We start from the raw sequence: 22,655 nt of genomic DNA on the forward strand, positions 1-22,655 counted from the left end.
GCGGGACGGTCCGGACGGCGGACCCACCGACGAAGCACCCGGTCGGCGGGGGACGACGCCCCGGCCTGGGCGGTCCGGGTGGGCGACGCGCTCAGGGAACGGCGGCGCGGCGCAGGGCGATGACGCGATAGCGCGGCTCGGGTCGGGGTTCGTCCGGTGCGGGCAGCACACGGAGTTCCGCGGCGAGCCTCTCGGCGACCGGACCGCGGGCCGTCAGTCGGGAGGCGTACTCGCCCCGGAGCAGCGCCTGGGCAGTGCGCCGGGGCGATCTTCCCTCGCCGTGCCCGGTGAAGCGGGTCTCCCCGGCCGGGGTGAGGCCGTGCGCCGCGCCGAACGCCTCGATCCGCTCGGCCCGGTCGTAGGGTGCCATCGCCCGGTGGGGAGCGAGCACTGCCTCGATGTCGTCGCCGGGTCCGTGCGCCGCGTCCATGTCCACGGTGGTGACGAACACTCCGCCGGGGCGCAGTACCCGTGCGGCCTCCGCCACCACCGCCCGGGCGTCACGCACGAGATGCAGCAGCCACACCGAACTGACCGCGTCCACGGACGCGTCGGGCAGCGGCAGCCGGCGCGCGTCCGCGAGGACGACGCGCGGGACCCGGCCGACGGCGGCCCTGACCATGCCGGGCGCGGAATCCGCGCCCAGCAGCCGTAGTCCGGGCCGGGCGAGCCGTTCGGTCACGAGGCCGGTGCCACAGCCGACGTCGAGGAGCGAACCGGCCGGGTGGGGGACGAGGGAGAGCACCGCCGCGGCCGCCGCGGCCGCCCGGTGCACCCCGCCGCGCGCGGCGTCGTACAGGGCCGCCTCCACGTCGTGGTCGAGCAGCGCGTCACGGCCGGCGCCGGCGGATCCGGCCCTGACGCGCGGCTCGTCGTCGTGCAGCACGGTCAGCTCGCGCCGTGGCTGGGGGCGGCGCCCTCGACCCGATGGGCGAGCTCGAAATCGTGTTCGGTGATCGCGCCGCCGGCGGCGTGCGTGTTCACCGTGAGATTGACCGTGTTGTACCCGAGGAGCAGGTCGGAGTGGTGGTTCAGCTCCTCCTGGATCTGGGCGATGTGGACGACCAGCGCGGTGGCGGCGAAGTGACTGCCGAGCCGGTAGGTGCGGGCGATCCGGTCGCCTTCCTGGGACCAGCCTGGCAGTTCGCGCAGCCGGTCCTCGATCTCCTTCTGGGACAGCGGCTCTGTGGGCATGGGCGAGCTCCCTCCGGAAGTGTCTGTCGGCGACGTTACGGTTCCCTGATGACAACTGTCGCGCCCGACACGGGAGTAGGGCCACTACTCGCGGCTGGCGGGAGCGGCGCAGGCTGAGCCTGCTCCTCCGCCCGCCACGTCAGCTTCGTCGACGTCCCGGCGCCGGGGGCGGGGGCGTGGGGCCGGTCCGAGCCGCCGCCCTTGACATCGGCGCTCGGACCGGCGTCTGTTCCGCTCTCGCGGCGTTGATGGCCCGCACCAGCGGCAGGGGGCCGGTTGGACACGTACGGACACCGGTACGGGAGTCCGGAATCGGCGATCTCGACCCGGACCGCCGTGGGGACGTACGCGCGCAGCTTCGGCTCGGCGCGCCGGGGACGGCCCAGCCGGGATGCCGGGATGCCGGGACGGCCGGGATACCGGGACGGCCGGGATGCCGGGGTGCCGGGGTGCCCGGAGCCGGGCGCGGGGCGGGTGAGCCCGCGTGCCCGGCCGCGCGGGGTCAGTGGGCGTCGTGCGGCCCGGCGTCACGGCCCCGGGATTCGGCGGGTTCGGGAGGCGCGGGTTCTCGTTCGGCCGCTCCGGGGGTGTGGTGGTCGTCCGGACCGGTGCGGACGACCTCGGCACGGATGAGGGCGTTCACGGCGGCGAGGGGGTCGATGGGCATGGCTGTCTCCTTGCGCTACACGAGGTGCTCGGACTGCGGTTGAAGGTGGGCGTCCTACGGGAGCCGGCACGACGAGACGCCGGTCCCGTACGGGTCCTCAGCAGCGCAGGACCACGGACCTCGTGGCCGGGGGCGGGGGCGGCGCGGCGGACACGGCGACTCCCCGGGGATACGTGCCGGGGGCCCTTTCGCCCGCCGTCCCGTCCTCGGGCGGCGCGCAGGCCCGCGCGGTCCGCCCCTCCGACCGGGCGGGCGGTGGCTGTTCCGCGACGGAGGTGTCCATCGGTGCCTCCCCCGCCGGATCGGCGGGCACGGAGGCCGGCGGGCGATCGGCGCCCGGCGGGATGACGGCCGTGGCGCCCGCCCGGGTCCCCAGTACGGCGACGAGCGCCATCAGGACGGCGAGCACGACACGGTCGGCACAGCGCACGGGTCGGTTCACGGGCACAACCTCCTGGACATGCCAGCTGTGCCCCCGAACCGGCCCCGGCGCGCCGTCCTTGCCCGGAATCCGCCCTATCGGACCTGCCTGACTACACCCGACCGGCCGAATCCTCCGAGTCCGGCACCGTCCGGCGGTTCCGTGCCGACATCGACGGTGACGAGCACGCCCGCGGCCGGCCCGCGGCGCCGCCTGCGGGCGAAGACCGCCGGGAAGAGGCCGTCCCGCGCGGCCTCGTACGGCGTCTGGGCACTGAGCAGGGTCCAGCCGTTGAGCGCGCCGACCATGGAGACCAGCGCCATGCACGGGGGGGGGGGGTGGCGCGCCCTTCTCCGTACGAACCCGAACATGTTCGGGGACGGTCGGGCAGCCAACCGAATCAATCGGGTTCGTCCTGCGGCACCGGACCGGTCACGGGAAGAGCTTCGTCCCGGCCGTCCGGCGATCGGCGCTCCTCCACGGGCCCCAGCGGCACCTGCGGTCCGAACGGCTCGCCCCGGCACTCGTCCAGCCAGCGCTGCAGCACTGCGTGCACCTGTTCGGCCCCGGCCGGCTCGCCCCCGTCCGGGACGGGCTCCGAGAGTTCGAGCGGGGAGAGGAGGAAGGGGTGGGACTGCTCTCCGCCGAGTCCGCCGTGCGAACCGATCTGCGCCTCGAAGGCGTGCACCCGGCCCGTCGCCGGGTCGTACATCGAGTTCACCATGATGTCGGCGGCGTGCGGGAACGAGTCGGTGCGCCGGACGGCGTCGGCGGCCCCCGGCCCGAACACGGCGAGCGGGCCGGAACCGTCGAGTCCGGCAACGGGCAGTTCCACCGTGCCCGCGCCGTCCCGGGCGAGCACGACGGAACCGTGCCGTTCGCTGCGCACCAGCAGGAATCCGATGCCGGGGTGCCCGGCGAGGGTGTGCAGGAGCGCCGGGTGGCGGCGGTCGATCTCCTCCCGGCCGGCCCGGCCCGGGAGGTCCGGGAAGGAGATCAGACCCAGGTTCCCCGAGGCGAGGACGATCGGATCCGGACCGGCCGCGGGCCGCTCCCCGACCGCGTCCTCGCCCATCGGCCGGTGCAGCGCGCCGAACAGCGCGTGCCGGGCCGCGTCCCTCGCCTCCGCGCCGCTCCTCGTGCGTCCCGCGCGACGGGACACGGGCAGCCCGCACCCGGCCCTCACGAGGTCCTTCAGGGTCAGCCCGTAGGCGCCCTCGAAGGTCTCGCCGGGGCTCTGGCCGTGGTCGGACAGAAGCACGATCCGGTAGGTGCGGGGCGCGTGGTCGGCGACCTTGGCGATCAGGGCGACGGCACGGTCGATCCGCTCGAGGACCTTCGCGGCGTCACGGCTGTGCGGTCCGGAGTGGTGGGCCACCTCGTCGTAGGCGACGAGGTCGGCGTAGACGGCGGTGCGCCCGGCGAGCATGTCGCCCATCACGGCGGAGACCACCACGTCCCGTTCGACGACGGTCGCGAAGGCCCGGATGAAGGGGTAGAGCCCGCCGCGGCCGGTGCGCGGCCGGTCGCCCCGCGTCCGTGAGCGAACGGACTGCCCGATCTCGCGGACCACCTCCGCCACGAACGACACCGCGGTGCGGACGGCGTTGGCGGGATCCGAGAAATAGGCGAAGTATCCGGCCCGGGAGCGGTTGGCGCGGCCCCGGCGGGCCGCCACCGACAGCACCAGCGCGAGCTGGTCGGCACCGCCGGTGAAGAGGTTTCCGCGGCTGGCGCCGTCGAGACTGAGCAGCCCGGCGTCCTTGGTCCGCAGTACGGCCCGGCGCTGGAGCTCGGCGGCGCTCGCGGGCCTGTTGCTGACCATGATCCGGCCGGTGTCCTTCTCGTACCAGCGGAAGCCGGGCACGTCGTGGTTCGAGCCGTGCAGGATGCCGAGCTGGCTGGCCCCCGTCTGGCTGGACCAGTCGGTGCGCCAGCGGGTGAGCCGGTGCGTGGTGTCGAGCCATCGCGCGACGGTGGGCATCAACCCGTCCTTCACGGCCTGGACGAGCACGGCGTGGCCCACGCCGTCGAGTTGCAGGAACACCGTGCCGGGAGGCGCGTCGCCGTCCGCCGGTCCGCCGCGTCTGCGGCGCCGGCGGGTGGCGAGGCGGGACAGCCGCCGGCGGTAGGCGTTGTCGTCGCGGACGGCCAGGGCGGTGGAGGTGGCCGAGGCGACGGCCGACATGACGGCGGCGACCACCACGGCGGTCTCGGGCGCGGCGGCGCCGCCCCCGTCGGGGATCAGCCTCAGGGCGAGCAGCAGCAGCGAACCGTTCAGGAAGAACACCAGCACTCCCAGCACCAGCGCGGGCACCAGCAGGAAGGCGCGTACGACCAGCGGCCAGACCAGCGCGCTGAGCAGGCCGAACGCGCCAGCGCCCCAGGCCGCGGTGACCGCCGTCCTCGTGATGCTCTCGCCGTCGTCGGACCGCAGCTGGAAGTCGGGCAGGATCCCGGCGAGCGCGAGCAGCGTCAGGGTGGACACCGCCCACACCACGATCACCCGCAGCAGCGCTCCCCCGGCGGTCTGCCACCGCCCCGCACCGATCCGCGGTCCGCCCACGCACGTCACCGCCCTCTCGACTCGCCTGCGTCCAGCCTGTCACGCGGCCCGGCAGGCCGGGCTCCGGATCCCCCCATCACGGGCGCCAGGGCGCCGGGCCCGCGGACCGGTACGGGCCCGGGCGGCGTGAACCGGCCGGGGGTCCGACACCGGGACGGCGCATCGGCTCCGGATCGCGGACCGCCGGGGCCGGGGTCGCGGACCTGGAGCCCGGCGGCCGGGGTCGCGGACCAAGGGCAGGACGGCGTGAAGCGGCCGGGTCCGGAATCGTAGACCTGGAGCCCCGCGGCCGGGATCGCGGCCGGGCCCCGCGAGCCGGGCGGCGAGCCAGGACGGGGCCGGAAGCGGAACCGGAACGGACCGAGACCCGCGGGCCGGGCTGCCGGGCAGGCCCGCACCCGGGCGGGACCCGGCCGCCCGGGCGCCGTTCCCGCTCGCGGCCCGTTCGCGGCCCGGTCAGCAGCCGTCGTAGCCCGCGGTCGGCATCGAGAGCCGGCGGTGGACGCTCGCCTTCATGGCGGCGTCGTACGCGGGCTCGTCCAGACCTGCCGTGGCCAGCGGGACACCGCGGCGCTCGCATTCGGCGGAGAACTCGGGGACGGAGGTCAGGGCACGCGCCAGGACGCGCTCGTTCGGGGCGACGAAGAGGTCGACGAGGCCCGCCTCGACATCGGCCCAGAGGCCGCAGTGGTCGGGCCGCAGACCGTAGAAGAGGAGCTCGCGGGCGACGACGTACCCCTTGTCCGCCGCCCAGCGGGCGCACATCGCGTGCTGGCTGCGGGTGTCGACGAGGAAGGGGTCGATGTCGAGCTCCTCCAGCGGGGTCAGGCTCGCGATGGCCGCGACCCGCACGCCGTCGTCCCCTGCGCCTGTCATGGACCGTCCCCCTGCGTCGGCTGTCGTGGCCCGACCCTACTCGGCCACGGCCGCGCGGGGGAGGCGCACTTCGGGGCGCGCGGGAGACCGCCGGACCCCCGAGCGCCTACGCTCGTACCGGAGACGGCGGCCGGCCCGCCGAGGTCCGGAACGGCGCCGGGTCGCCGGCGAGGAGGCGGTGAGTGGCGGTCGAGGTCACCTGGTGGGGTCACGCCAGCTGCACGGTCGAGGACTCGGGGGTCCGGGTGCTCACCGACCCGCTGTTCGTCGGCAGGCTCGCGCATCTGCGCCGCCGGCGGGGGCAGCTGCCGCCGCCCGAGGCCGCGGTCGCCGACGCAGTGGTCGTCTCCCACCTGCACTCCGACCATCTGCATCTGCCGTCACTGGCCCGGCTCGCCCCCGGCACCCGGCTGATCGTGCCCCGCGGCGCCCCGCGGGCCGTCCCGGGGCTGCGCAGACTGGACCGTCTGCGGATCGTGGAGGTGGCACCGGGCGACGAGGTGGCCGTGGCGGACGTGCGCGTACGGGCCGTGCCGGCCGCCCACGACGGGCGGCGGCTGCCGATGGGGCCGCACCGCTCCCCCGCGCTGGGCTTCGTCGTCCACGGCACCGCGCGCACCTACTTCGCCGGGGACACCGGCCTGTTCGACGGCATGGCGGCCGCGGTCGGTCCGGTGGACGTGGCGCTGCTGCCGGTCGGCGGCTGGGGGCCGTTCCTCGGGCACGGCCATCTGGACCCGGACCGCGCGGCCCGCGCGCTCGCCTCGCTCGCGCCCCGCGCCGCGGTGCCGGTGCACTACGGCACGTACTGGCCGATCGGGATGGACGCGGTCAGACCGCACGAGTTCCACTCCCCGGGCGACGAGTTCGTCCGCAAGGCGGCACGTCTGGCGCCGGAGGTGGCGGTGCACCGGCTGGGGCACTGCGAGAGCGTGCGGCCGGAGGTCTCCCGGTGACGCTCCAGGACGTGGTCGGGCAGCTGCCGCCGGAGTCGACCCAGCAGGCCGTCGGCTATCCGACACTGTTCCTGCTGGTGGCGCTGGGCGCCTTGGTACCGGTGGTGCCGACGGGGGCGGTGGTGAGCACGGCCGCGGTGGTGGCCCTCCATCAGACCGAGCCGCTCTCGGTGTTCTTCGTGTTCGTGGTCGCCGCGTCGGCCGCGTTCCTCGGGGACATCACGCTGTACTGGCTCGGCAGGCGCGGCGTCGGGTCGAAGAACGGCTCGAAGTGGCTGGAGGCGCTGCGGGCGCGGGCGGCCCCTGACCGGCTGGAGCAGGCACAGCGCAGACTCGACGACCACAGCGCGACCGTGCTCGTACTCTCCCGGCTGGTACCGGCCGGACGGATTCCGGTGATGCTCGCGTGCCTGATGTCGCGGATGCCGCCGACCCGCTTCGCCCGCGGCGACGCGCCCGCCTGCCTGGCGTGGGCCGCCACGTACGGGGTGATCGGGATCCTCGGCGGCTCGCTGTTCGACGAGCCCTGGGAGGGCGTGCTGGCCGCCGTGGGCCTGACGCTGCTGCTGAGCGGGGCGCCCGCGCTGTGGCGACGGCTGCGGCGGCGGAGACTGCGCCCGCGCCGCCCGTCAGGCGGTCAGCACGCGTGAGCCGCCGACGGGCAGGTCCCACAGCTGCTCACGGGGCCGGCCCGTGTGCTCCCAGGCGGTCAGCAGCCGGCCGAGGGGCTCCATCACCGGCTCGGACGAGAGCACGAAGGTGGCCCAGTGCATCGGCGCCATGTTGCGGGCGCCGAGGTCCTCGAACGCCTGGACCGCCTCCTCCGGGTCGGTGTGCACCGAGCTGAGCCACCAGCGCGGCGCGTACGCGCCGATCGGCAGCATCGCCAGGTCGATGTCCGGGTGGCGGCGGCCGATCTCCTTGAACCAGTGGCCGTAGCCGGTGTCGCCCGAGAAGTACACCTGGCGGCCGCGCTGGTCGGTGAGGATCCAGCCGCCCCAGAGCGAGCGGCAGGTGTCCGTGAGCGTGCGCCTGGACCAGTGGTGCGCGGGCACGAACTCGAACCTGACCGACCCGACCCCGCTGCCGGCGGGCAGTTCCGCCGTCTCCCACCAGTCGAGTTCGGTGACGCGGGTGAAGCGCCTGCGCCGGAACCAGCCGCCGAGGCCCGCCGGCACGAACATCGGGGTGCGCCTCGGCAGCCGGGCGATGGTGGGCGCGTCCAGGTGGTCGTAGTGGTTGTGGCTGATGACGACGGCGTCGACGGGCGGCAGGTCCTCCCAGCGGACGCCGACGGGAGTGAGCCTGGCCGGGGTGCCGAGGATCCTGCGGGACCAGACGGGGTCCGTGAGCACCGTGAGCTCGCCGATCGCGACGACCCAGCTCGCGTGGCCCGCCCAGGTGACGGCGACGGTGCCCGGTTCGGCCTCCGGCAGGGCCCCGGGGGCGAACGGCAGCTGGGGAATGTCCCTGAGTCCGGCCGCCGCCGGCCGCAGCGCGCCCTCCCTCGCCAGCCGCGCCATGGCCCGTACCCCGGGCAGCGGCGCGGTGAGCCGGTCGGCGAAGGACCGCGGCCACCGCCGGACGAGCCCCAGCGGCCGCAGCCCGGTCACGGCCGCCGCTCCGGGCCCGGCCTCGTCGTTCACGGGCCGGTGCCGGGGCCCGCCCGGCGGCCCGTGCTGCGTCTCCGGCGGGGCGGCCGCGCCGGTCCCGGCGTACGAACCGCCTCCCGGAGCGGCGCCGTCCGCGGGCGCGGTCGGCTGGGCGGAGACCCCACCGCTCCCGCCGCCCGCACGCGTCTCCGCGTCGGCCGGGAGCGCACCGCCCGGACCCCTCGCGCCGGACGCCTCCTCCCCGCGCGCCGCCGCGGCGGCGGTCGGAACCGGGCCGTCCGGGTCTGCTCCGGCCGGCGCGTCGTGCGTCGCGCGGGTCGTCCCGGGCCGGTGGGCCGTGGCCAGGGCGGGGGCGGTTCCCGTGGTGCGGCGGGTGGGGGCCGCCGGGGAGGTGGGAGGCGGCTGCTCCGTCTGTTCCGTCATCTGCGGCTCCGTTCATCGCGGGTGGGGCTCGCGGGTCGCGGTCCCCCGGGGCTGCGTCATCGCAGTTCCCGGAAGGCCGATCCGAGGGACTTCAGCGCCTTGGCGACATGCGGCAGTGCGAGGGGGGCGTCGGACTCGAGGGCTTCGAGGCGTTCCTCCGGGCTCGTGCCCAGGAAGGGGCTGGTGTCGACACGGACGCGCAGCGCGCCGAGTTCGTCGCCGAAGCGGTGACCGCCGGGGACCGGTGTGTGCAGGCGTTCGCTGAGGTAGTCCTCCAGCTCCATCGAGTCGGTGACCCCGAGACCGGCGAGCCGGGCTCGCAACGGGCCCAGGTCCGCGTAGAGATGGCGACCCGCCTGGGGCGGCCCGGCGAGGGCGCCGGAGGTGAGGACCAGATGGTGGACCGCGTCGGCGACGGCGGCGTGCAGGGCGTTCGCCCGGGCGCGCCGGGCGGTGACCGGGCCCGGCTCCTCCAGCGCGTGCGCGGCGGCCGCCGCCACCGGACCGGCGACGAAACCCCCGAGGGCCGTGAGGATGTCGAGCACCCGGGCCCGCCGCCCGGCGCCGGGCCCCGTCGTCGGGAACCGGGCCACGGCGACGGGCCACGCGGCCGGCAGCAGGGCACCCGACAGATCGCTGATGACGGTCACGTCGTCCGGGCACATCTCGGCGGGGCTGAGCAGGGGGCGGTCGAGCGGCTCGTGCACCGTGTCGCGCCAGGTCTCGTCGCTGATGATGTGCAGCCCTTCGTCGACGGCCGCCTCGCAGGCCTCGCGGACGAGTTCGGGCGGGGCGACGGTGGCGGTGGGGTCGTCCGCGACGGACAGCAGCATCACATGCGGACTGCCCCCCTCCGCCCGGATCCTCCGCACGGTCTCCAGCAGGGCGTACGGATCGGGCACGCCGCCGCTCTCCGCGGACGTGGGCACGTGGAACGCGGGCCGTCCGAGGAGCCGGGCCTGCGGTGTCCACCACGCGGGGCAGGGCCGCGGCATGAGGACGTCGCCGCCGTGCGCGGCGAGCAGCGCGAGCAGCAGCGGCTGCGCTCCGGGCGCGGCGGCCACGTCCTCGGGACGGCTGCGCAGTCCGCGCCGCCACCAGTAGCCGGCGGCGGCCTCGCGCAGGATCGGCCCCCCGCCCGGCGGTTCGGGGGAGGTACGTCCGGCGGCGGACGCGAGCACGCCGGCGAGTTCGGGCAGCACGGGCAGGCCGGGGTCCGGTGCGGGCGGCCCGTAGCGGACCGGGCCGCGGCCTTCCGGATCGGTCCGCCGCATGCGCCCACCTCCCGTCGCCAGGGCCCGGGATTCGGCTGCCCGGCCACGAGCCCTTTATACGGAGGTTCGGGCCGGCCCGCCGCTCCGGGCGGGCCGTTCGGCAGTCCCCGGGTTCGGGGCCGGCCGGGAGCGCGGTCGTGCGCGTCGCCGGTGCGCGGCCCGCTCGCACCAGGGTCAGGGGACGGCGGACTACGGCGTCGAACACGGGGAACGCCGGGCGGGCCGACGGCGGACGGAGTCGTCACGGCACTCCTCGGAAGTGCGACGGGGGCGGTACGGGGTCCGGTGGACCGCAGGCGGCGCGACGCGGGCGGCGGCCGCTGCGGGTGAACAGCCGTGGGAAGGGTGGGAAAAGGGTGGGGACGTGAAGGGTGGTCACGGGAGCCCCGGGCGAGAATTCCCTTGCGACCGGAGCCGGTCGGGACGGTCCGGCCGCCGACCGGCTCCGGCCGGAAGGGCGCGCGCCACCGTCGCCCGTCGCCCGTCGCCCGTCCTCCGTGCGCCGGTCCGGCGCGGGCGCGCCCGTGTACCGGGCGTACCCCTGTGCCGGTGCGGCGGTTCGCGGAGCCGGCGTCAGGGACGGCGCCCCAGCAGGCAGAGCAGCCTCGTCTGCCGGTCCGCGCCCTCCGGCGGTTCCACGGCAGGCGCGAACAGGCCGCTTCCGGACAGTTCGGCGGCGTACGGCGCGACTTCCTCCGCGGCGAAGCCGACCAGTGCGTCCGGGAGGGTGTCGTCGGCGCCGATCGCCCGCGAGAGGTCCCACGCGTGCACGATCACGTCGGCCGTCATCTGCGAGCAGTAGGCGGCGACCGTGGTGTCGCCGTGCGACAGACCGACGCCCCGGTCCAGGGCTCCCGGCTCACGGAAGGCAGCCTTGGCCGCGGAGGCGGCCCGGTCCCAGGTGACGGCGGGATGCCCGCCGAGCACGTCGCCGTCGTAGGCGTCGCCCACGTCCGAGACCGAACGGCCTTCGCCGACCAGGGGCGGTACCCACAACTGCTCGGCGGTCACATGGTTGACGAGGTCCCGCACGGACCATCCGGTGCAGGGCGTCGGCGCGTCCCACTGCTCAGGGCGGACGGCGTGCACCCGGTCCGTGAAGAGCGCGAGGGCCTCGGCGTGCCGGTCCAGCAGGCGAGTGTCCATGGGCTCCACTGTGCTCCGGCGGTCCGACGCCCGCGAACGCTCACGGCGCCGCAGGGGCGCGGGGGGCGCGCGCCACGCGGGCCGTCGCCGGGGCGGCGGTGCGGCGGCGGTGGGCCCCGGAGGCACGGGCCGCGGCCACGCCCCCTGCGCCGCCCGGGTGCACGATCACCGCACCCACCCGTCCTGCACGGCCCCGGGACCCACGCCCACGCACCGGCCCCGCGCCCACGCGAGCGCGTGCACACCGCCACCCCACCGGCCCTGCACGGCCCCGGGACCCCCGCCCACCCCCACGCCCACGCACCGGCCCCGCGCCCACGCGAGCGCGTGCACACGTCCTGCGCGGCGCGGGTGGCATGTGCAGGGGGTCCGCTTGGATCGCGAGGACTCGGGGTACCCGCGTTCCATGCCGGCCTTCCACCGAGACGCAGCGCCGCGGTCCGCCGCGCACTCGCTCCCGCAGTCCTTCACGCGTGCCGTGTCCCGCGTCGTGTCCTTCCCCGAGGGGTTGCCGCAGCGTACGCCGCGCGCCCGGCGGGTCGCCTCGACCCTCACCGGGTGGGACCGCGGGGTCCTCCATGCGGTCGCGACCCGCCACTGGCCGGGGGCCGACCCGGTGCTGCCGAGGCTCAGCAGGGCCGCCGACCACGGGCTCCTGTGGTTCGGCACGGCCGCCGGGATGGCCGTCTTCGGACGCGGCGCACGGTCGCGGCGGGCCGCTGTGCGCGGCGTGGCCTCGCTGGCGCTCGCCTCCGCGACGATCAACACCGTGGCCAAGCGGTCGGTGCGCAGGTCGCGCCCGCTGCTCGACGCCGTGCCGCTCGTCAGGCAGCTGAAGCGGCAGCCGTTCACCACGTCCTTCCCCTCCGGCCATTCGGCGTCGGCGGCGGCGTTCGCCACGGGAGTGGCGATGGAGTCCAAAGGCTGGGGTGCGGTCGTGGCACCGGTCGCGGCCGCGGTCGCCCTGTCCCGCGTCTACACCGGGGTCCACTACCCGAGCGATGTCCTCGTGGGGGCCGCGCTCGGCGTCGGAGCGGCGTTCGCGGTGCGCGGGCTGGTGCCGACCCGGGACCAGCTGCCGCCGCCGGGACGGCCGCACACCCTGGCGCCCCGGCTGCCCGCCGGGAAGGACCTCGTCGTGGTCGCCAACCGCTCCTCCGGCTCCGGGACCGGACCACTTGGCGCGCTGGCCGCCGGGGACGACGCCACGGCCCTGGTCCGCGACGCGCTGCCGTTGGCGCGGATCGTCGAGTGCGCTCCGGAGGAGATCGAGAGCGCCCTGGAGGAGGCGGCCAGGAGCGGCTGTCGGGCCCTCGGCGTGCTGGGCGGTGACGGCACGGTGAACCTCGCCGCGAGCACCGCGGCCCGGCACGGGCTGCCGCTCGCCGTGTTCCCCGGAGGGACTCTGAACCACTTCGCTTACGACCTCGGTCTGGAGACCGTGCACGACACGTGCGAGGCACTGACGTCGGGTGATGCCGTACGCGTGGACCTGGGCCGGTTCACCCCGGGGCCGGACGGCGCGCGGGAGGGCCACTTCGTCAACACCTTCTCCCTCGGCGTGTACCCCGAGATGGTGCGCATCCGGGAACGGTGGTCGCCGAGGATCGGCGGCTGGCCCGCCGGTGTGCTGGCCGCGCTGCGGACCCTGCGCGGCGAGCACCCCCTGGAGGCGGAGATCGCCGGGCGCAGGAGGCCGCTGTGGCTGCTGTTCGCCGGGAACGGGAGCTACCAGCGCGTCGGCCCGACACCCGGGCGCCGTTACGACCTCGCCGACGGACTGCTCGACGTCCGGGCGGTGCACGGCGGCCGGTTCCCGGGCGTGCGGCTGCTCGCCGCGGCGCTCGCGGGTCCGCTGAGCCGGTCCCCGTTCCACGCGGCCGGCCGGCTGCGGAAGCTGCGCATCTCCGGCCTGGCGCCGGGCTCGCTGCTCGCGTACGACGGCGAGATCGCCGGGGCACCGACGGACCTGACGGTGGACAAACTGACGGAGGCACTGGTCGTCTACCGGCCCTCGCCTGCCTCACCGCTGCTCTGATCGTTGCGGGGCCCGGATCTGCACTTCCGCACCGACGGACGGCTCCCGGGCCCCGGGCCGTCCGGAGCCCGGCCTGTGCGGCGGCCCGGCACTCACCCGAGAGGCCGGCACCCGCCCGCGGAGGCCGGCGCCCGCCCGGGTCAGGTCCGCCACAACCGGCGGGCCGCGCTCCACCGCGCGTCCATATCGCAAGACGCAGGTCTCAACATCCGGATGACCGGCGTACGGTGGCCGTACCACGTCTCGAGAGGGGTAGGGCCACATGCCGAAGGAGACCGCCGTCTACACCCACGGCCACCACGAGTCGGTGCTGCGCTCGCACCGCTGGCGCACGGCGGCCAACTCGGCCGCGTACCTCGTGCCCGAACTGCGGCCCGGTGCCGACGTGCTGGACGTCGGCTGCGGCCCCGGCACGATCACGGCCGATCTGGCGGCCCTGGTCTCCCCCGGTACGGTCACGGCGGTCGACGCCGCGCCGGACGTCCTGGAGCCGGCGCGGGAGGAGGCGCGGGCACGCGGACTGGACAGCATCCGCTTCGAGGTCGCCGACGTCCACGCACTGGACTTCCCCGACGACTCCTTCGACGTCGTCCACGCCCACCAGGTGCTGCAGCACGTGGGCGACCCGGTGGCGGCGCTCCGCGAGATGCGGCGGGTGTGCAGGCCGGGCGGCGTCGTCGCCGTCCGCGACAGCGACTACGGCGCCTTCGCCTGGTTTCCCGAAGTCCCGGCGCTGGACACCTGGCTGGAGCTGTACCGCCGTGTGGCACGGGCCAACGGCGGGGAACCGGACGCCGGCCGCAGGCTGTACTCGTGGGCGCGCGCCGCCGGCTTCCCCGACGTCACGGCTACGGCCTCCGCCTGGTGCTTCACCACCCCGGACGAACGCGCGTGGTGGAGCGGTCTGTGGGCGGACCGTACGACGGCCTCGGCCTATGCGGCGCTCGCCGTCGAGGGCGGCCACGCCCGCCCGCACGAACTCGACGCCATAGCCGCGGCCTGGCGCGCTTGGGGCCGCGCTGACGACGGCTGGTTCATGGTCCCGCACGGCGAACTGATCTGCCGGGCACCCTGAGCCGTGCTCGGCCGCGGCCCGCTCCGCGGCCGACCGGCGGCAGCGCCCAGGGTTCCGGCGTCCCGTCGCCGCGCTCGGCGAGGAACCGGCCCCGCCCCGCCGGCGCAGCGCCAACGGCATCCTCGCGGTAGGCGACCGCAACGCCCCGTACTGCGGAGCGTGTCCGGGGTCCAGCCAAGGTGAGCCCAAAAGCCGCCACGGGATGATCTTGGTGTTCTGATTCCCTGCTGCCCTTCTATCACCAAGGAGCCACTCGCGTCCGGGACTCCTGGATTCTGATCTTCTCAGGTCCGCGCACTGGGGATGATCACGCGGCGCGGCGTGAGGCACCTTGAAAGCTGGGCATCGAGTGGGGGTGGGATGACCTCGATCGAGAGAACCGGATACCCAAGCGGCTGATCACCCCGCGCGAACTGCACGCGTTCTTCACTCCCAGTGAGGAGGAGCGAGTTGGTCCGAGGAGGTCACAGACTCTGGCGAGCACCAGCTCGCCCTGTTGGTGGCGCTGAAGTCTTACCAGCGGATGAGCTGCTTCCCTAAGGCATACGACGGACCAGGTGGAGGAGTTCGTGCGCCGGGCGGTGGAGCTGCCGGAGAGCACCTTGCCGGTGTACGCGTCGGCCCGGACGGCCGAGCGGTACGGGTCGTGGGTGCGTGAGCGGTGCCAGGTGCGCTACGACGGCCCGGCGGCCCGCGGGCTGGTCAAGGAGACGATGCGGATCGAGGCGGCGTCGAAGAACGATCCGGCGGACCTGATCAACATCGCGCTGGAGAAGCTGGTCGAGGCCGGGCTGGAGATCCCGCGGTTCTCCACGCTGGACGCGACGGTGTCCACTGTGCGGAGGCAGGTCAACGAGGAGATCCTGACAAGGATCCGGGTCGGATGACCGGGAATGAGTGGGGCCAGCTGCCGGGGCTGCCGGATGTGATCGGGCTGGACGGCAAGACGCTGTTCAACGCGCTCAAGCAGAGCCGGGCCGAGCGACCTGGTCGCACTTCAAGCGGCTGAAGGGCCACCTGGAGTGGGTGGACGGGTTCGGCGATCCGGGGAAGTGGCTTGAGGGGGTCGCGTCGGTGAAGGCCGCGGACTTCGCGGGCGAGGCGGAGGCGCAGGACGTCGCGACGTTGAAGGACTACACCGAGGCCGCGGGTGGGCGCTGATCGCGTGCTGATAGAGACCCACTTCAAGGACCTGATGCGGGTCACGGTCTCGGTCCGCGAGGGCACGATCTCCTCGACGCTGCTGCTCAAACGGCTGCGCCCCGGTTCCCACAAGAACGCCACCTACACCGCGTTCCGCGAGGTCGGGCGAGTGATCCGCACCGTCCAGCTGCTGCGCTACCTCTCGGACGCGCCGCTGCGCGGCCGGGTGACGCCCCGGTGTGTACTCCACCCACGAGATCGGGATCACCCCGGAGGACTACGACACCCGTCTCGACGTCGACTTCAGCACGCTGTAAGACGAGCGGGCCCCAGCCGCTTGAACCACCTGGCCGTCCGGAGCACGTGCCAGGCGCCCGGGCGGGGAGAGGGGCAGCCCAGCCCGCGGGCGCCGTACTACTTGATCACAGTTTTCATCACCGACGGCGTTGGCGGCGAACCTGCTGATGGACTCGTCGACTTCGAACTAGTGGTCCCGGTCGAGCTTCTGGTAGTTCGCCTCGAACTCGTCCTCGGGCATCGTTGCGATGCTGGTGCACAGAATCACGACGAGCTGCTCCTGCTCGTCGAAGCTCAGTGGCTTCGTGGTCATGTGTCCCCTTCGAAGGTGTCGGGCTTGCTCAAAGGGTGAGCGTAGGACCCCTCGCGGCGACGTGTGCCGCGAGCGGGCTTGTTGGGACATCGGTACAGCCGTTGACGCTGCGAACGATCACGGTCCGAGAATACCTGCGGGCATTGTGAGAAAGCATTTCTGCGAGACATCGCGTGAAGATACAAAGAGCAAATCGAACATGGTCGGGCAGGGGTTCGCAACCTCATCGGCAAGAGGGAAACTCGGGGCCAGGGAAACCCGGCCTCCTGCGCAAGCCTGCCAACATTGAAGGCCAGCGCGACGATGCCCGTCGATAGGCGATCACTTCGGTGGCGCGACCACCCCGAGGTTCAGAGCGAGGGTCATGATCACTGCAGTAAGAGCGGGCTGGCCGGCCTCGGCGAGGAACGAGGCGAAGCGTGCGAACGCGGCCCGCAGGCGTCCGGGCTCTACCGGCTCGACCGAGGCGGCTTCTTCGATTTCGGCCAATGCCGCCTGTGTTCCGGCTCGGTGCTCCTCCGCCATGGTGACAGTAGCGAGTTCGCGGGACATCATGGTGACGAAGGCACTCAGGGCCTCGCGGTCGGATGCCCGTCGGTTCGTGAGCACGTTGTTGTCGCCGGTGTTGAGCTGACCGACGGCGTTGCCGCCGACACTGATGCTGCGGGTGCCAGGGGATTCTGTCACGGCTTCCTTCCTTCAGATGCGCGAGAGAATGATCTTCACGAGTGCTTCGGCTGCCGCCATGTCGTTGATCCAGTCCCATCCCTGTTGCCTGCCGACGCGCACCTGAAGGCTGGATCCGTCATCGCGCTGCACGCGGACTTCTTTGCCGTCGGCATCCCCGGGGGTCGGAGCGGGGCAAATCCAGGACTTGTCAGTGATGTCGATCTGGCGACATTCATCCCTACCCGACCAAGTCAATGTGGGCTGGTATGACCATTCGACAGTTGCGGGGTTGTCGGTATATGGCGGCGTGTAGTATCCGCATTGTCCGAAAAACGCGGCACCGGTGTTCCCTGGGTCTGAGTTTCTACGCACTTCCAGCTCCGTGGCAATCGCCAGATATCCAGCGGTGCGCTTCAGGTCGGACGGTTTCAGGATTGAGCAGGGATCAAACGCGGGCTGCGGGGTCGCGTTCACGTCGCCCGGCGGTGACGCTGGCGAGACCGATGCCGGTGAGGTGTCGACGACGGTCGGCGTTTCCTCGCGGTAGGTGCCGCTCAGAGTCGGATCTCCGGTAATGGTGAGCGTGCGATCTCGGCTACCGATATCGCCTGCTGCGGAGAGGCTGATCGTTGCCTTCCGGCTGCTGTCCAGGTCCTGGCACGTCATCGTGATGGTGGTGCTGCTTGACGGGTCGTCCACGGTGTAGCGGCACACCGTGAGATCCTCGCGGCTCGCGGGGAGCCATCGCGCGTTGGCCCCGTCGAAGTCGAACTTTGCGCCGTCCTGCCGGGTCCACACCCCGAGAATCCGCGCCCACGGAGGTGCCGATGCCTCCTTGCCGGTGCCGCCGAGCGCGGCGCACCTGCTGCGGGCCGCTGTGTCCTTGGGGCTGGTGGTCGTGACGCATACCGAGCGCTCGGCGTCCGCTGTGACGGTGCAGGTTGCCGAAGCAGCGCCCTCGTCGCAGCCCCAGTAGACGATCTTGACGCCGGTGGGCAGGGGGCCGTCGGGCACGACCGTGACCGGTCCCTGCTCTCCCTTGGCCACCCGGACGACCTTCGTGCAGTCGCTCCGGCCGCCCTCGACACGGCAGGTTCCCTCGGTTGTGCCGGGCATCGCGCCCACCTCGAAGACGTCGGTCGCTACCTGAACGTGCAGCGGCACCGAGGGCTTGGCACCTGCTTCGCCGCCCTGCCCCAGGACCCACACGCCGCCGCCTCCGATCGCCAGCAAGGCGCCGCCGATCAGGAGCTTGGCGGTCAGCGTCAGGCCTCCTTGGGAGAGTCCTCCGCCGGGTGGCGTGTGGCCGTCGGTCCTGTGGCGGTGAGGCGGCTGGGTCGTGTCGGCAATGCCGTGGTCGACGGACCCTGGCTCCTTCGCATGTTCCGCGCCACCGGAATGGCCGTCTGCGGAACCGGGCTGGCTGTCCGCGCCGCTGTTGTATCCGTCTCCGGCATGGGACGGGTCACTCGCCTCCTTGCCGTCCGCCGAGGGGGATCCGTCCTGCGCTGCTTGCGCGCCTGAGTCCGGCTCCGGCGGCCCGGTCGTCGTGCCGTGGGGATCCGCGAGTGTCTGACCGTGCTCAGCGATGTCCGCACGGCCGTCGTCGCCCAGTGAGCGCCAGGCGGCTGCGGCCGCTGTAAAGGCTGCCACGGCGGCGATCCTCTTGCCGGTGAGCAGGGAACGGACGCCGGTCTCGTGGGTGAAGTAGGCACGGGCACGCTCGTCACCGGCTTGCTCCGCCGCTGTCAGACCCCGGGTGAGGATGCGTCCCCAGGCCCCCCACCGCAGGGAGCATGCTGTGGCAGGAGCGGCAGCCCGGGCCAGCCGGACTCCGAGATCCGGTCGGCCCGAACGGCCTGCGGCCTCGATCCAGGCGGCTATGAGCGGGCTGTGCTCGGCGACCTCTGCGGCTGATGTGACACGTGCCGTGGCCCACGCTGTCAGTCGGCCGGTGATCTCGGCGATCCGGGCCGTGTCCTGGCCAGGGCTGGCGGCGGGGGCTGCGGCGACGTCCGGGAAGAGCCTGACCTTCTCGTCGGCACGGGTGAGGAGCCCGAATGCGGCGAGCCGCCCGGCGGTCGTACTTACTGCTTCGGCAGTCGCGGAGGGCGCCAGCAGAATCGCCAGCAGGTCGATCGACACCTCGGCGGCCGGGGCCACCGACAGCAGCTCGAGGATCCCCCGTTCCACGCCGGTCGCGGCCGTGATGAGGTCGTGGAGGAGCTCAGGAACCTCGACCGGAGTGGGTAACCGCGCAAGTCCTGTGCTGCCGTCGCGCCGGGCCAGCGCGGTGGCGCGCAGCAGCTTGAAGGGGTGCCCCAGGCACGCTTCCCAGAGCAGGGACGCGCCGACTTCGTCCGCCGGGCGCAGTTCACGCCGCAGTTCCCTGGCGAACAGCTGCTGCGCCGCCGACTGCGGGAGACCGGCGAGTTCGAGCGCCTTGCCGTGTCCCCAGAGCGTGCGCTCCCCGGAGGCGACCAGTACGGTGCCGGCGGGTATCACGTCCTGAAGCCGCGCCAGATACCGGCTCGGCTCGTCGAAGTCATCGACAACCAGGCAAAGCCGGAGGTCGGCCAGCAGGGCGTGCAACTCCCCGTCGCTCGGGCGGTAGCCAGGACTGTCGTAGCAGGCCTCAAACACGCTCTGAAGCAGGTCGTCGAGGTCCTTCCCGTACCCGTCAAGGAATACCACCCCATCGCGGCCGTCGAGTTCGAGGGCGGCGTGCCGGATCAATGTGCTCTTGCCGATTCCGTCCGCGCCGTACACCTGCACGGGCTCGTTGTCCGCGATGGATCGCAGCACCAGCGCTGCTTCGTCGTCGCGCCCCAGGAGGGCGGCGGCGCCGCTGGGGAGACGCTCGATGTGTGCCCGCCGTTGCGGCTTCACACGTGGGGCAGCCTGGTGGACCTGCACCAGCGAAGCGTTGGCGGTCACGAGTACGTTGTGGTCTCCGGTGGAGAACTGTCCGATGGCGTCGCCGCCCACCGACAGCGCCCTCTCCCCAGCCGTCATTGCCCCCCCGGCCACGACATGTGCAGTGACACGGCCCAGCATCCCGGAACTTCGGCAACTCCGGCAGCGGAATGGGGAATTCCCAAATGAATTATCAGAATTGACTTACAGCCGTCCAAAATAACTCAAGATCGAACAGGCGGGTACCGAGGTAAGCTCGAAAGTCGCCAGCAGTTGATCTTCAGCGCGTACGTCGCGCAGCCGGGTCCCACTCGGCGACTTGGCGGGCATCGACGCCGAAGCGGACGGAGGCGTGCCCGGAGCGGGCCAGCAGCATCGGGGGGAGGTGCCGCCCTCGGCGTCATGGGTTCCGAACAGGACCTGATCGACGAGTTCAATGAACTCCACAGAGAAGCTCTGCCCTTCGCCAACCTCAGGAACAACGCCCGAAAGACTCCGGAGACAGACACCAGCCGCAACTAATCCTGGTCACCCTGTACCGCCCAGCGGCCGCGGCCCCTGGGCGGTACAGGGAGGCGAGCATGACCCCGCCAAGCTGCACTCCGATTCGCCATGATCATCCCGTGCCGGCTCTTGGGATCATCTTGGCTGGACCCCTGTCCGAGGTGCGGGCACCGGTGGGGCACCGCCCGCGGGCCGTTCGGCGGCGCGGCGGACGCCGCGCCGCCTCGCGCGGTCCGGTGCCCCGTCCGTCCGCCGCGCGCCCTCGACCGCCTTCCGTGCCTCGCGCGGCGGCCGTGCCCCCGCGGCGGTGCACATGGCCGCTGCCAGGCCGCGGGAACCGATCTCGTCGTCCACGGACGCCAACTACCCTCGCCGGTATGGAGATCCTCGGAACCACGCTGCGTATCTGCGTCGACGACCTGGAAGCCGCGGCCGGCTTCTACGAACGCCTGACCGGCACGCCTGCGCTCCGCTTCGAGCGCGGCGGGGTGTCGGTGGCGGCGGTGGGCTGCTTCCTGCTCATGAGCGGTCCCGAGTCGGAGCTGGAGATCCTCCGCAAGGTGTCCGCGACCCTCGCGGTCGAGGACGTGGACACGGCGTACGCGACGCTCACCGGGGTCGGCGCCGAGGTGGTGGCCGGACCGGTGCCGACGCCGGTGGGCCGCAACCTCATCGCGGTCCACCCCGACGGGTCGGTGTTCGAGTACGCCGACCGGAAGCCCGCCGCCGACGGCCCCGGCGCGCCGGGCCACTGAGCTCCTGTCGGGTCCGGCGGACCACGGCGGGGGACGCCGAGGCCCCGCCCGCCTGGCCACGCTCCGCACCCGCCGGGCCAGGGCTCGACACCGCCCGCGGCGGAGCGGCCGTCCGGCGCAGCCACGGCCTCCCCGCTGCCGGCCCGGGCCTCACGCCTCCGGGCACGGCGGCCGCATCCGGCGGTCGTGGCGCGCCGGCAGTGGTTCGCCGGTGAGCCGGGACCAGATCTCGCCGAGGACCTCTGCCTCTCGCAGGTCCGCCGCCTCGAAGCCCTCGTCGAAGACGCCCGGGCCCCGGCCGGTCGCCCTCCGCCAGGAGCAGCCGGGCCTCCCGCACCCGGAACCGGCCCGCTCGGGCAGAGCGGACGAGAGCCGGTCCACCACCGGGCGGGCGCCCGCCGTGCGGCCGGCGTCCAGCAGGGTCCCGATCGCCTCCCGGGCCAGTGCCGCCGTCGGCGCCGTCCGGGCGCCGGTGGCGCGGGCGTCGACGACGCCGCCCCGCCGGTAGCCGCGGTCGTAGCACGGCGGTACGACCACGCCGCCCTTCGGAGGCGCCGAGCCCGGCACGACGCCCTGTTCACAGGACACCCGGCAAGCGGATGCGTCCGGCACGGTGCCGGACGCGGGCGGGCGCAGACCCGGACCGCGGGGAGCGCGGATCACGACGGCGTTCCGGGTGCGGCCGCCCCGGGCGGCGCGGCTCCAACGCCGATCCGGTGCCGAGCGAACAGGCGGCCGTGTCCGTTCCGTGCAAGGGCCCGTTCGGCACCATGCGTCATATGCACCATATTGTCCGGATGCATCACTCGAATGGCTGGTTTAGGGTGAAAAAGCTTGTGCTCGTGAGCAAGCGCGTCGCGCACCGCGGCGCGAGCCGTGCGCCCGGGCCGTCCGCCCCGGGGCAGTGGGTGCCAGGTGCCCGGCTCTTCGCCGGGACGGTCCGGTCCGGGCCACCAGCCCGAAGGACGTGCCCTCCCGAGCGGGCGGGCCCCTGGGCGCCCGAGCGCAGGCCCCCGCAACCGATTACGGAGGTACCCGCATGTCATGGCCGATACGCACCCGCACGGGCGGTGACCACGCAGGTCCGGGCCGTCCCGTCCCTGATCCTGCGGTGCGCACCCGTGCGGCACGTGTCCGTACGGCCGTCCGTGCCCGTACCAGGACCCGTGCCCGGGCACGGGTCCTGGGCACCCTGGCGGCGGTGGTGGCCCTCGCCGCACCGGTGGTGTCGGCAGCACCCGCCGCGGCGGCGCCGCCCCCGCCGTGCCTGACCTCGGACCTGTCGCTGTCCTGGGCTCCGGGCGGCACGGCCGTCTCGGGCGGCACGGAGCCCGGCAGCAGCCGGACCGCCGTCGTCGCCCTGCGGAACGCGGGGGACACCACCTGTCTGCTGGACGGCTTCCCGAAGGTGACGCTCGCCCAGGGGGCCACGACGGAGAACCTCGTGGACCAGCGGTCGGTGGCGCACTCGGCCGTCACCCTCGAGCCCGGGGCGAGCGCCCGGTTCACCCTCACGTTCCGGCAGGGGCAGTCCGGCCAGGACGGGGTGATCGAGCCGGTCACCGCGATCGTGACCCCGCCGAACAACACGGCGTCCACGAACATGCGCTGGCGCTGGGGCCCGGTCGCCGAGCAGGAGTCGGCCGACCCGCCGCGCAACTTCGTGGGTCCCGTGGTGGCCGCCTGAGTCCCCCTCAGCCCCTGAGCCCCCGGCGCCACTCGGGACGCTGTTGGCGAATTCGGGGGCTCGCGTGACGTCGGCCTTCAAGACCCGGTTGTGGTCTTGAAGGCCGACGTTGTCGTATGGGG

Annotated in this window: 22 protein-coding genes and 2 pseudogenes; 10 read left to right on the forward strand and 14 right to left on the reverse strand. The window is 73.7% G+C overall.

All coding sequences use genetic code 11. The features are described from left to right. Positions 1 to 91 precede the first annotated feature (91 nt). From O7595_RS04885 to O7595_RS04915, 7 genes and pseudogenes are all read right to left on the reverse strand, one after another. Positions 92 to 826, reverse strand: a complete 735-nt coding sequence (locus O7595_RS04885) for a class I SAM-dependent methyltransferase (RefSeq protein WP_269732366.1) — start codon at positions 824 to 826, stop codon at positions 92 to 94. Positions 827 to 888: 62 nt separating this feature from the next. Further along, positions 889 to 1,194 carry a 4a-hydroxytetrahydrobiopterin dehydratase gene (locus O7595_RS04890; RefSeq protein WP_269727492.1) on the reverse strand — a complete coding sequence of 102 codons (306 nt, stop codon included), beginning with the start codon at positions 1,192 to 1,194 and terminating at the stop codon, positions 889 to 891. Positions 1,195 to 1,696: 502 nt separating this feature from the next. Next, the gene (locus tag O7595_RS04895; protein ID WP_269727493.1) at positions 1,697 to 1,861 is read right to left on the reverse strand and encodes a hypothetical protein; all 165 of its coding nucleotides are present in this window, start codon (positions 1,859 to 1,861) and stop codon (positions 1,697 to 1,699) included. Between the two features lie 97 nt (positions 1,862 to 1,958). Further along, a complete protein-coding gene (locus O7595_RS04900) occupies positions 1,959 to 2,303 on the reverse strand; it encodes a hypothetical protein (protein WP_269727494.1) in 345 nt (114 codons plus the stop codon). Positions 2,304 to 2,455: 152 nt separating this feature from the next. Continuing rightward, positions 2,456 to 2,605, reverse strand: a pseudogene (locus tag O7595_RS04905) (amino acid permease); the annotation flags it as partial. A gap of 77 nt (positions 2,606 to 2,682) precedes the next feature. After that, positions 2,683 to 4,833, reverse strand: a complete 2,151-nt coding sequence (locus O7595_RS04910) for a phage holin family protein (RefSeq protein WP_269732367.1) — start codon at positions 4,831 to 4,833, stop codon at positions 2,683 to 2,685. A gap of 471 nt (positions 4,834 to 5,304) precedes the next feature. Further along, a complete protein-coding gene (locus O7595_RS04915) occupies positions 5,305 to 5,724 on the reverse strand; it encodes a hypothetical protein (protein ID WP_269727495.1) in 420 nt (139 codons plus the stop codon). 182 nt (positions 5,725 to 5,906) lie between these two features. On the opposite strand from O7595_RS04915, the gene O7595_RS04920 reads away from it, so the two are divergent. Next, complete coding sequence (locus O7595_RS04920; protein WP_269727496.1) at positions 5,907 to 6,680, forward strand: MBL fold metallo-hydrolase; 774 nt, start codon at positions 5,907 to 5,909, stop codon at positions 6,678 to 6,680. Then, positions 6,677 to 7,330 carry a DedA family protein gene (locus O7595_RS04925; protein WP_269727497.1) on the forward strand — a complete coding sequence of 218 codons (654 nt, stop codon included), beginning with the start codon at positions 6,677 to 6,679 and terminating at the stop codon, positions 7,328 to 7,330. Before O7595_RS04920 ends, O7595_RS04925 begins: the two co-directional genes overlap by 4 nt. Here O7595_RS04925 and O7595_RS04930 read toward each other — a convergent pair. The 3 genes from O7595_RS04930 to O7595_RS04940 form a co-directional block, all read right to left on the reverse strand. Further along, positions 7,310 to 8,326 (reverse strand): MBL fold metallo-hydrolase, encoded by a 1,017-nt coding sequence (locus O7595_RS04930; RefSeq protein WP_269732368.1) that lies wholly within the window; start codon positions 8,324 to 8,326, stop codon positions 7,310 to 7,312. The genes O7595_RS04925 and O7595_RS04930 overlap by 21 nt on opposite strands. Before the next feature lie 446 nt (positions 8,327 to 8,772). Then, entirely contained in the window at positions 8,773 to 9,990 is a 1,218-nt protein-coding gene (locus tag O7595_RS04935; protein WP_269727498.1) for an aminotransferase class I/II-fold pyridoxal phosphate-dependent enzyme, read from the reverse strand. Between the two features lie 573 nt (positions 9,991 to 10,563). Further along, positions 10,564 to 11,136, reverse strand: coding sequence for a TIGR03086 family metal-binding protein (locus tag O7595_RS04940; protein ID WP_269727499.1), 573 nt, complete (start codon positions 11,134 to 11,136; stop codon positions 10,564 to 10,566). Positions 11,137 to 11,542: 406 nt separating this feature from the next. Here O7595_RS04940 and O7595_RS04945 point away from each other — a divergent pair, with 406 nt between their 5' ends. From O7595_RS04945 to O7595_RS33810, 6 genes and pseudogenes are all read left to right on the forward strand, one after another. Then, entirely contained in the window at positions 11,543 to 13,174 is a 1,632-nt protein-coding gene (locus O7595_RS04945) for a bifunctional phosphatase PAP2/diacylglycerol kinase family protein (protein WP_269727500.1), read from the forward strand. 262 nt (positions 13,175 to 13,436) lie between these two features. Next, the gene (locus tag O7595_RS04950) at positions 13,437 to 14,249 is read left to right on the forward strand and encodes a class I SAM-dependent methyltransferase (RefSeq protein WP_269727501.1); all 813 of its coding nucleotides are present in this window, start codon (positions 13,437 to 13,439) and stop codon (positions 14,247 to 14,249) included. Positions 14,250 to 14,806: 557 nt separating this feature from the next. Then, a complete protein-coding gene (locus O7595_RS04955) occupies positions 14,807 to 15,136 on the forward strand; it encodes a DUF4158 domain-containing protein (RefSeq protein ID WP_269727502.1) in 330 nt (109 codons plus the stop codon). Beyond that, the gene (locus O7595_RS04960; RefSeq protein ID WP_269727503.1) at positions 15,133 to 15,258 is read left to right on the forward strand and encodes a hypothetical protein; all 126 of its coding nucleotides are present in this window, start codon (positions 15,133 to 15,135) and stop codon (positions 15,256 to 15,258) included. Before O7595_RS04955 ends, O7595_RS04960 begins: the two co-directional genes overlap by 4 nt. 17 nt (positions 15,259 to 15,275) lie before the next feature. Next, positions 15,276 to 15,410 (forward strand): hypothetical protein, encoded by a 135-nt coding sequence (locus tag O7595_RS04965; protein ID WP_269727504.1) that lies wholly within the window; start codon positions 15,276 to 15,278, stop codon positions 15,408 to 15,410. A gap of 4 nt (positions 15,411 to 15,414) precedes the next feature. Beyond that, positions 15,415 to 15,612 (forward strand): annotated as a pseudogene (locus tag O7595_RS33810) (Tn3 family transposase); the annotation flags it as partial. A 264-nt stretch (positions 15,613 to 15,876) separates the two neighbouring features. Here the strand turns inward: O7595_RS33810 and O7595_RS04970 are convergent. From O7595_RS04970 to O7595_RS04980, 3 genes are all read right to left on the reverse strand, one after another. Further along, positions 15,877 to 16,002 carry a hypothetical protein gene (locus O7595_RS04970; protein ID WP_269727505.1) on the reverse strand — a complete coding sequence of 42 codons (126 nt, stop codon included), beginning with the start codon at positions 16,000 to 16,002 and terminating at the stop codon, positions 15,877 to 15,879. 321 nt (positions 16,003 to 16,323) lie between these two features. Beyond that, positions 16,324 to 16,689 carry a hypothetical protein gene (locus tag O7595_RS04975; RefSeq protein ID WP_269727506.1) on the reverse strand — a complete coding sequence of 122 codons (366 nt, stop codon included), beginning with the start codon at positions 16,687 to 16,689 and terminating at the stop codon, positions 16,324 to 16,326. A 12-nt stretch (positions 16,690 to 16,701) separates the two neighbouring features. Continuing rightward, on the reverse strand, positions 16,702 to 19,608 hold the full coding sequence (locus O7595_RS04980; RefSeq protein ID WP_269727507.1) for a hypothetical protein: 2,907 nt from the start codon (positions 19,606 to 19,608) through the stop codon (positions 16,702 to 16,704). A gap of 860 nt (positions 19,609 to 20,468) precedes the next feature. Between O7595_RS04980 and O7595_RS04985 the strand changes: the two genes are divergently transcribed. After that, a complete protein-coding gene (locus O7595_RS04985; protein ID WP_269727508.1) occupies positions 20,469 to 20,846 on the forward strand; it encodes a VOC family protein in 378 nt (125 codons plus the stop codon). A 150-nt stretch (positions 20,847 to 20,996) separates the two neighbouring features. On the opposite strand, the gene O7595_RS04990 is transcribed toward O7595_RS04985, so the two are convergent. After that, on the reverse strand, positions 20,997 to 21,434 hold the full coding sequence (locus O7595_RS04990) for a hypothetical protein (RefSeq protein ID WP_332328118.1): 438 nt from the start codon (positions 21,432 to 21,434) through the stop codon (positions 20,997 to 20,999). Between the two features lie 451 nt (positions 21,435 to 21,885). On the opposite strand from O7595_RS04990, the gene O7595_RS04995 reads away from it, so the two are divergent. After that, the gene (locus O7595_RS04995; RefSeq protein ID WP_269727509.1) at positions 21,886 to 22,533 is read left to right on the forward strand and encodes a DUF4232 domain-containing protein; all 648 of its coding nucleotides are present in this window, start codon (positions 21,886 to 21,888) and stop codon (positions 22,531 to 22,533) included. Positions 22,534 to 22,655: the final 122 nt, after the last annotated feature.

The organism is Streptomyces sp. WMMC940 (assembly GCF_027460265.1).
Lineage (GTDB): Bacteria > Actinomycetota > Actinomycetes > Streptomycetales > Streptomycetaceae > Streptomyces.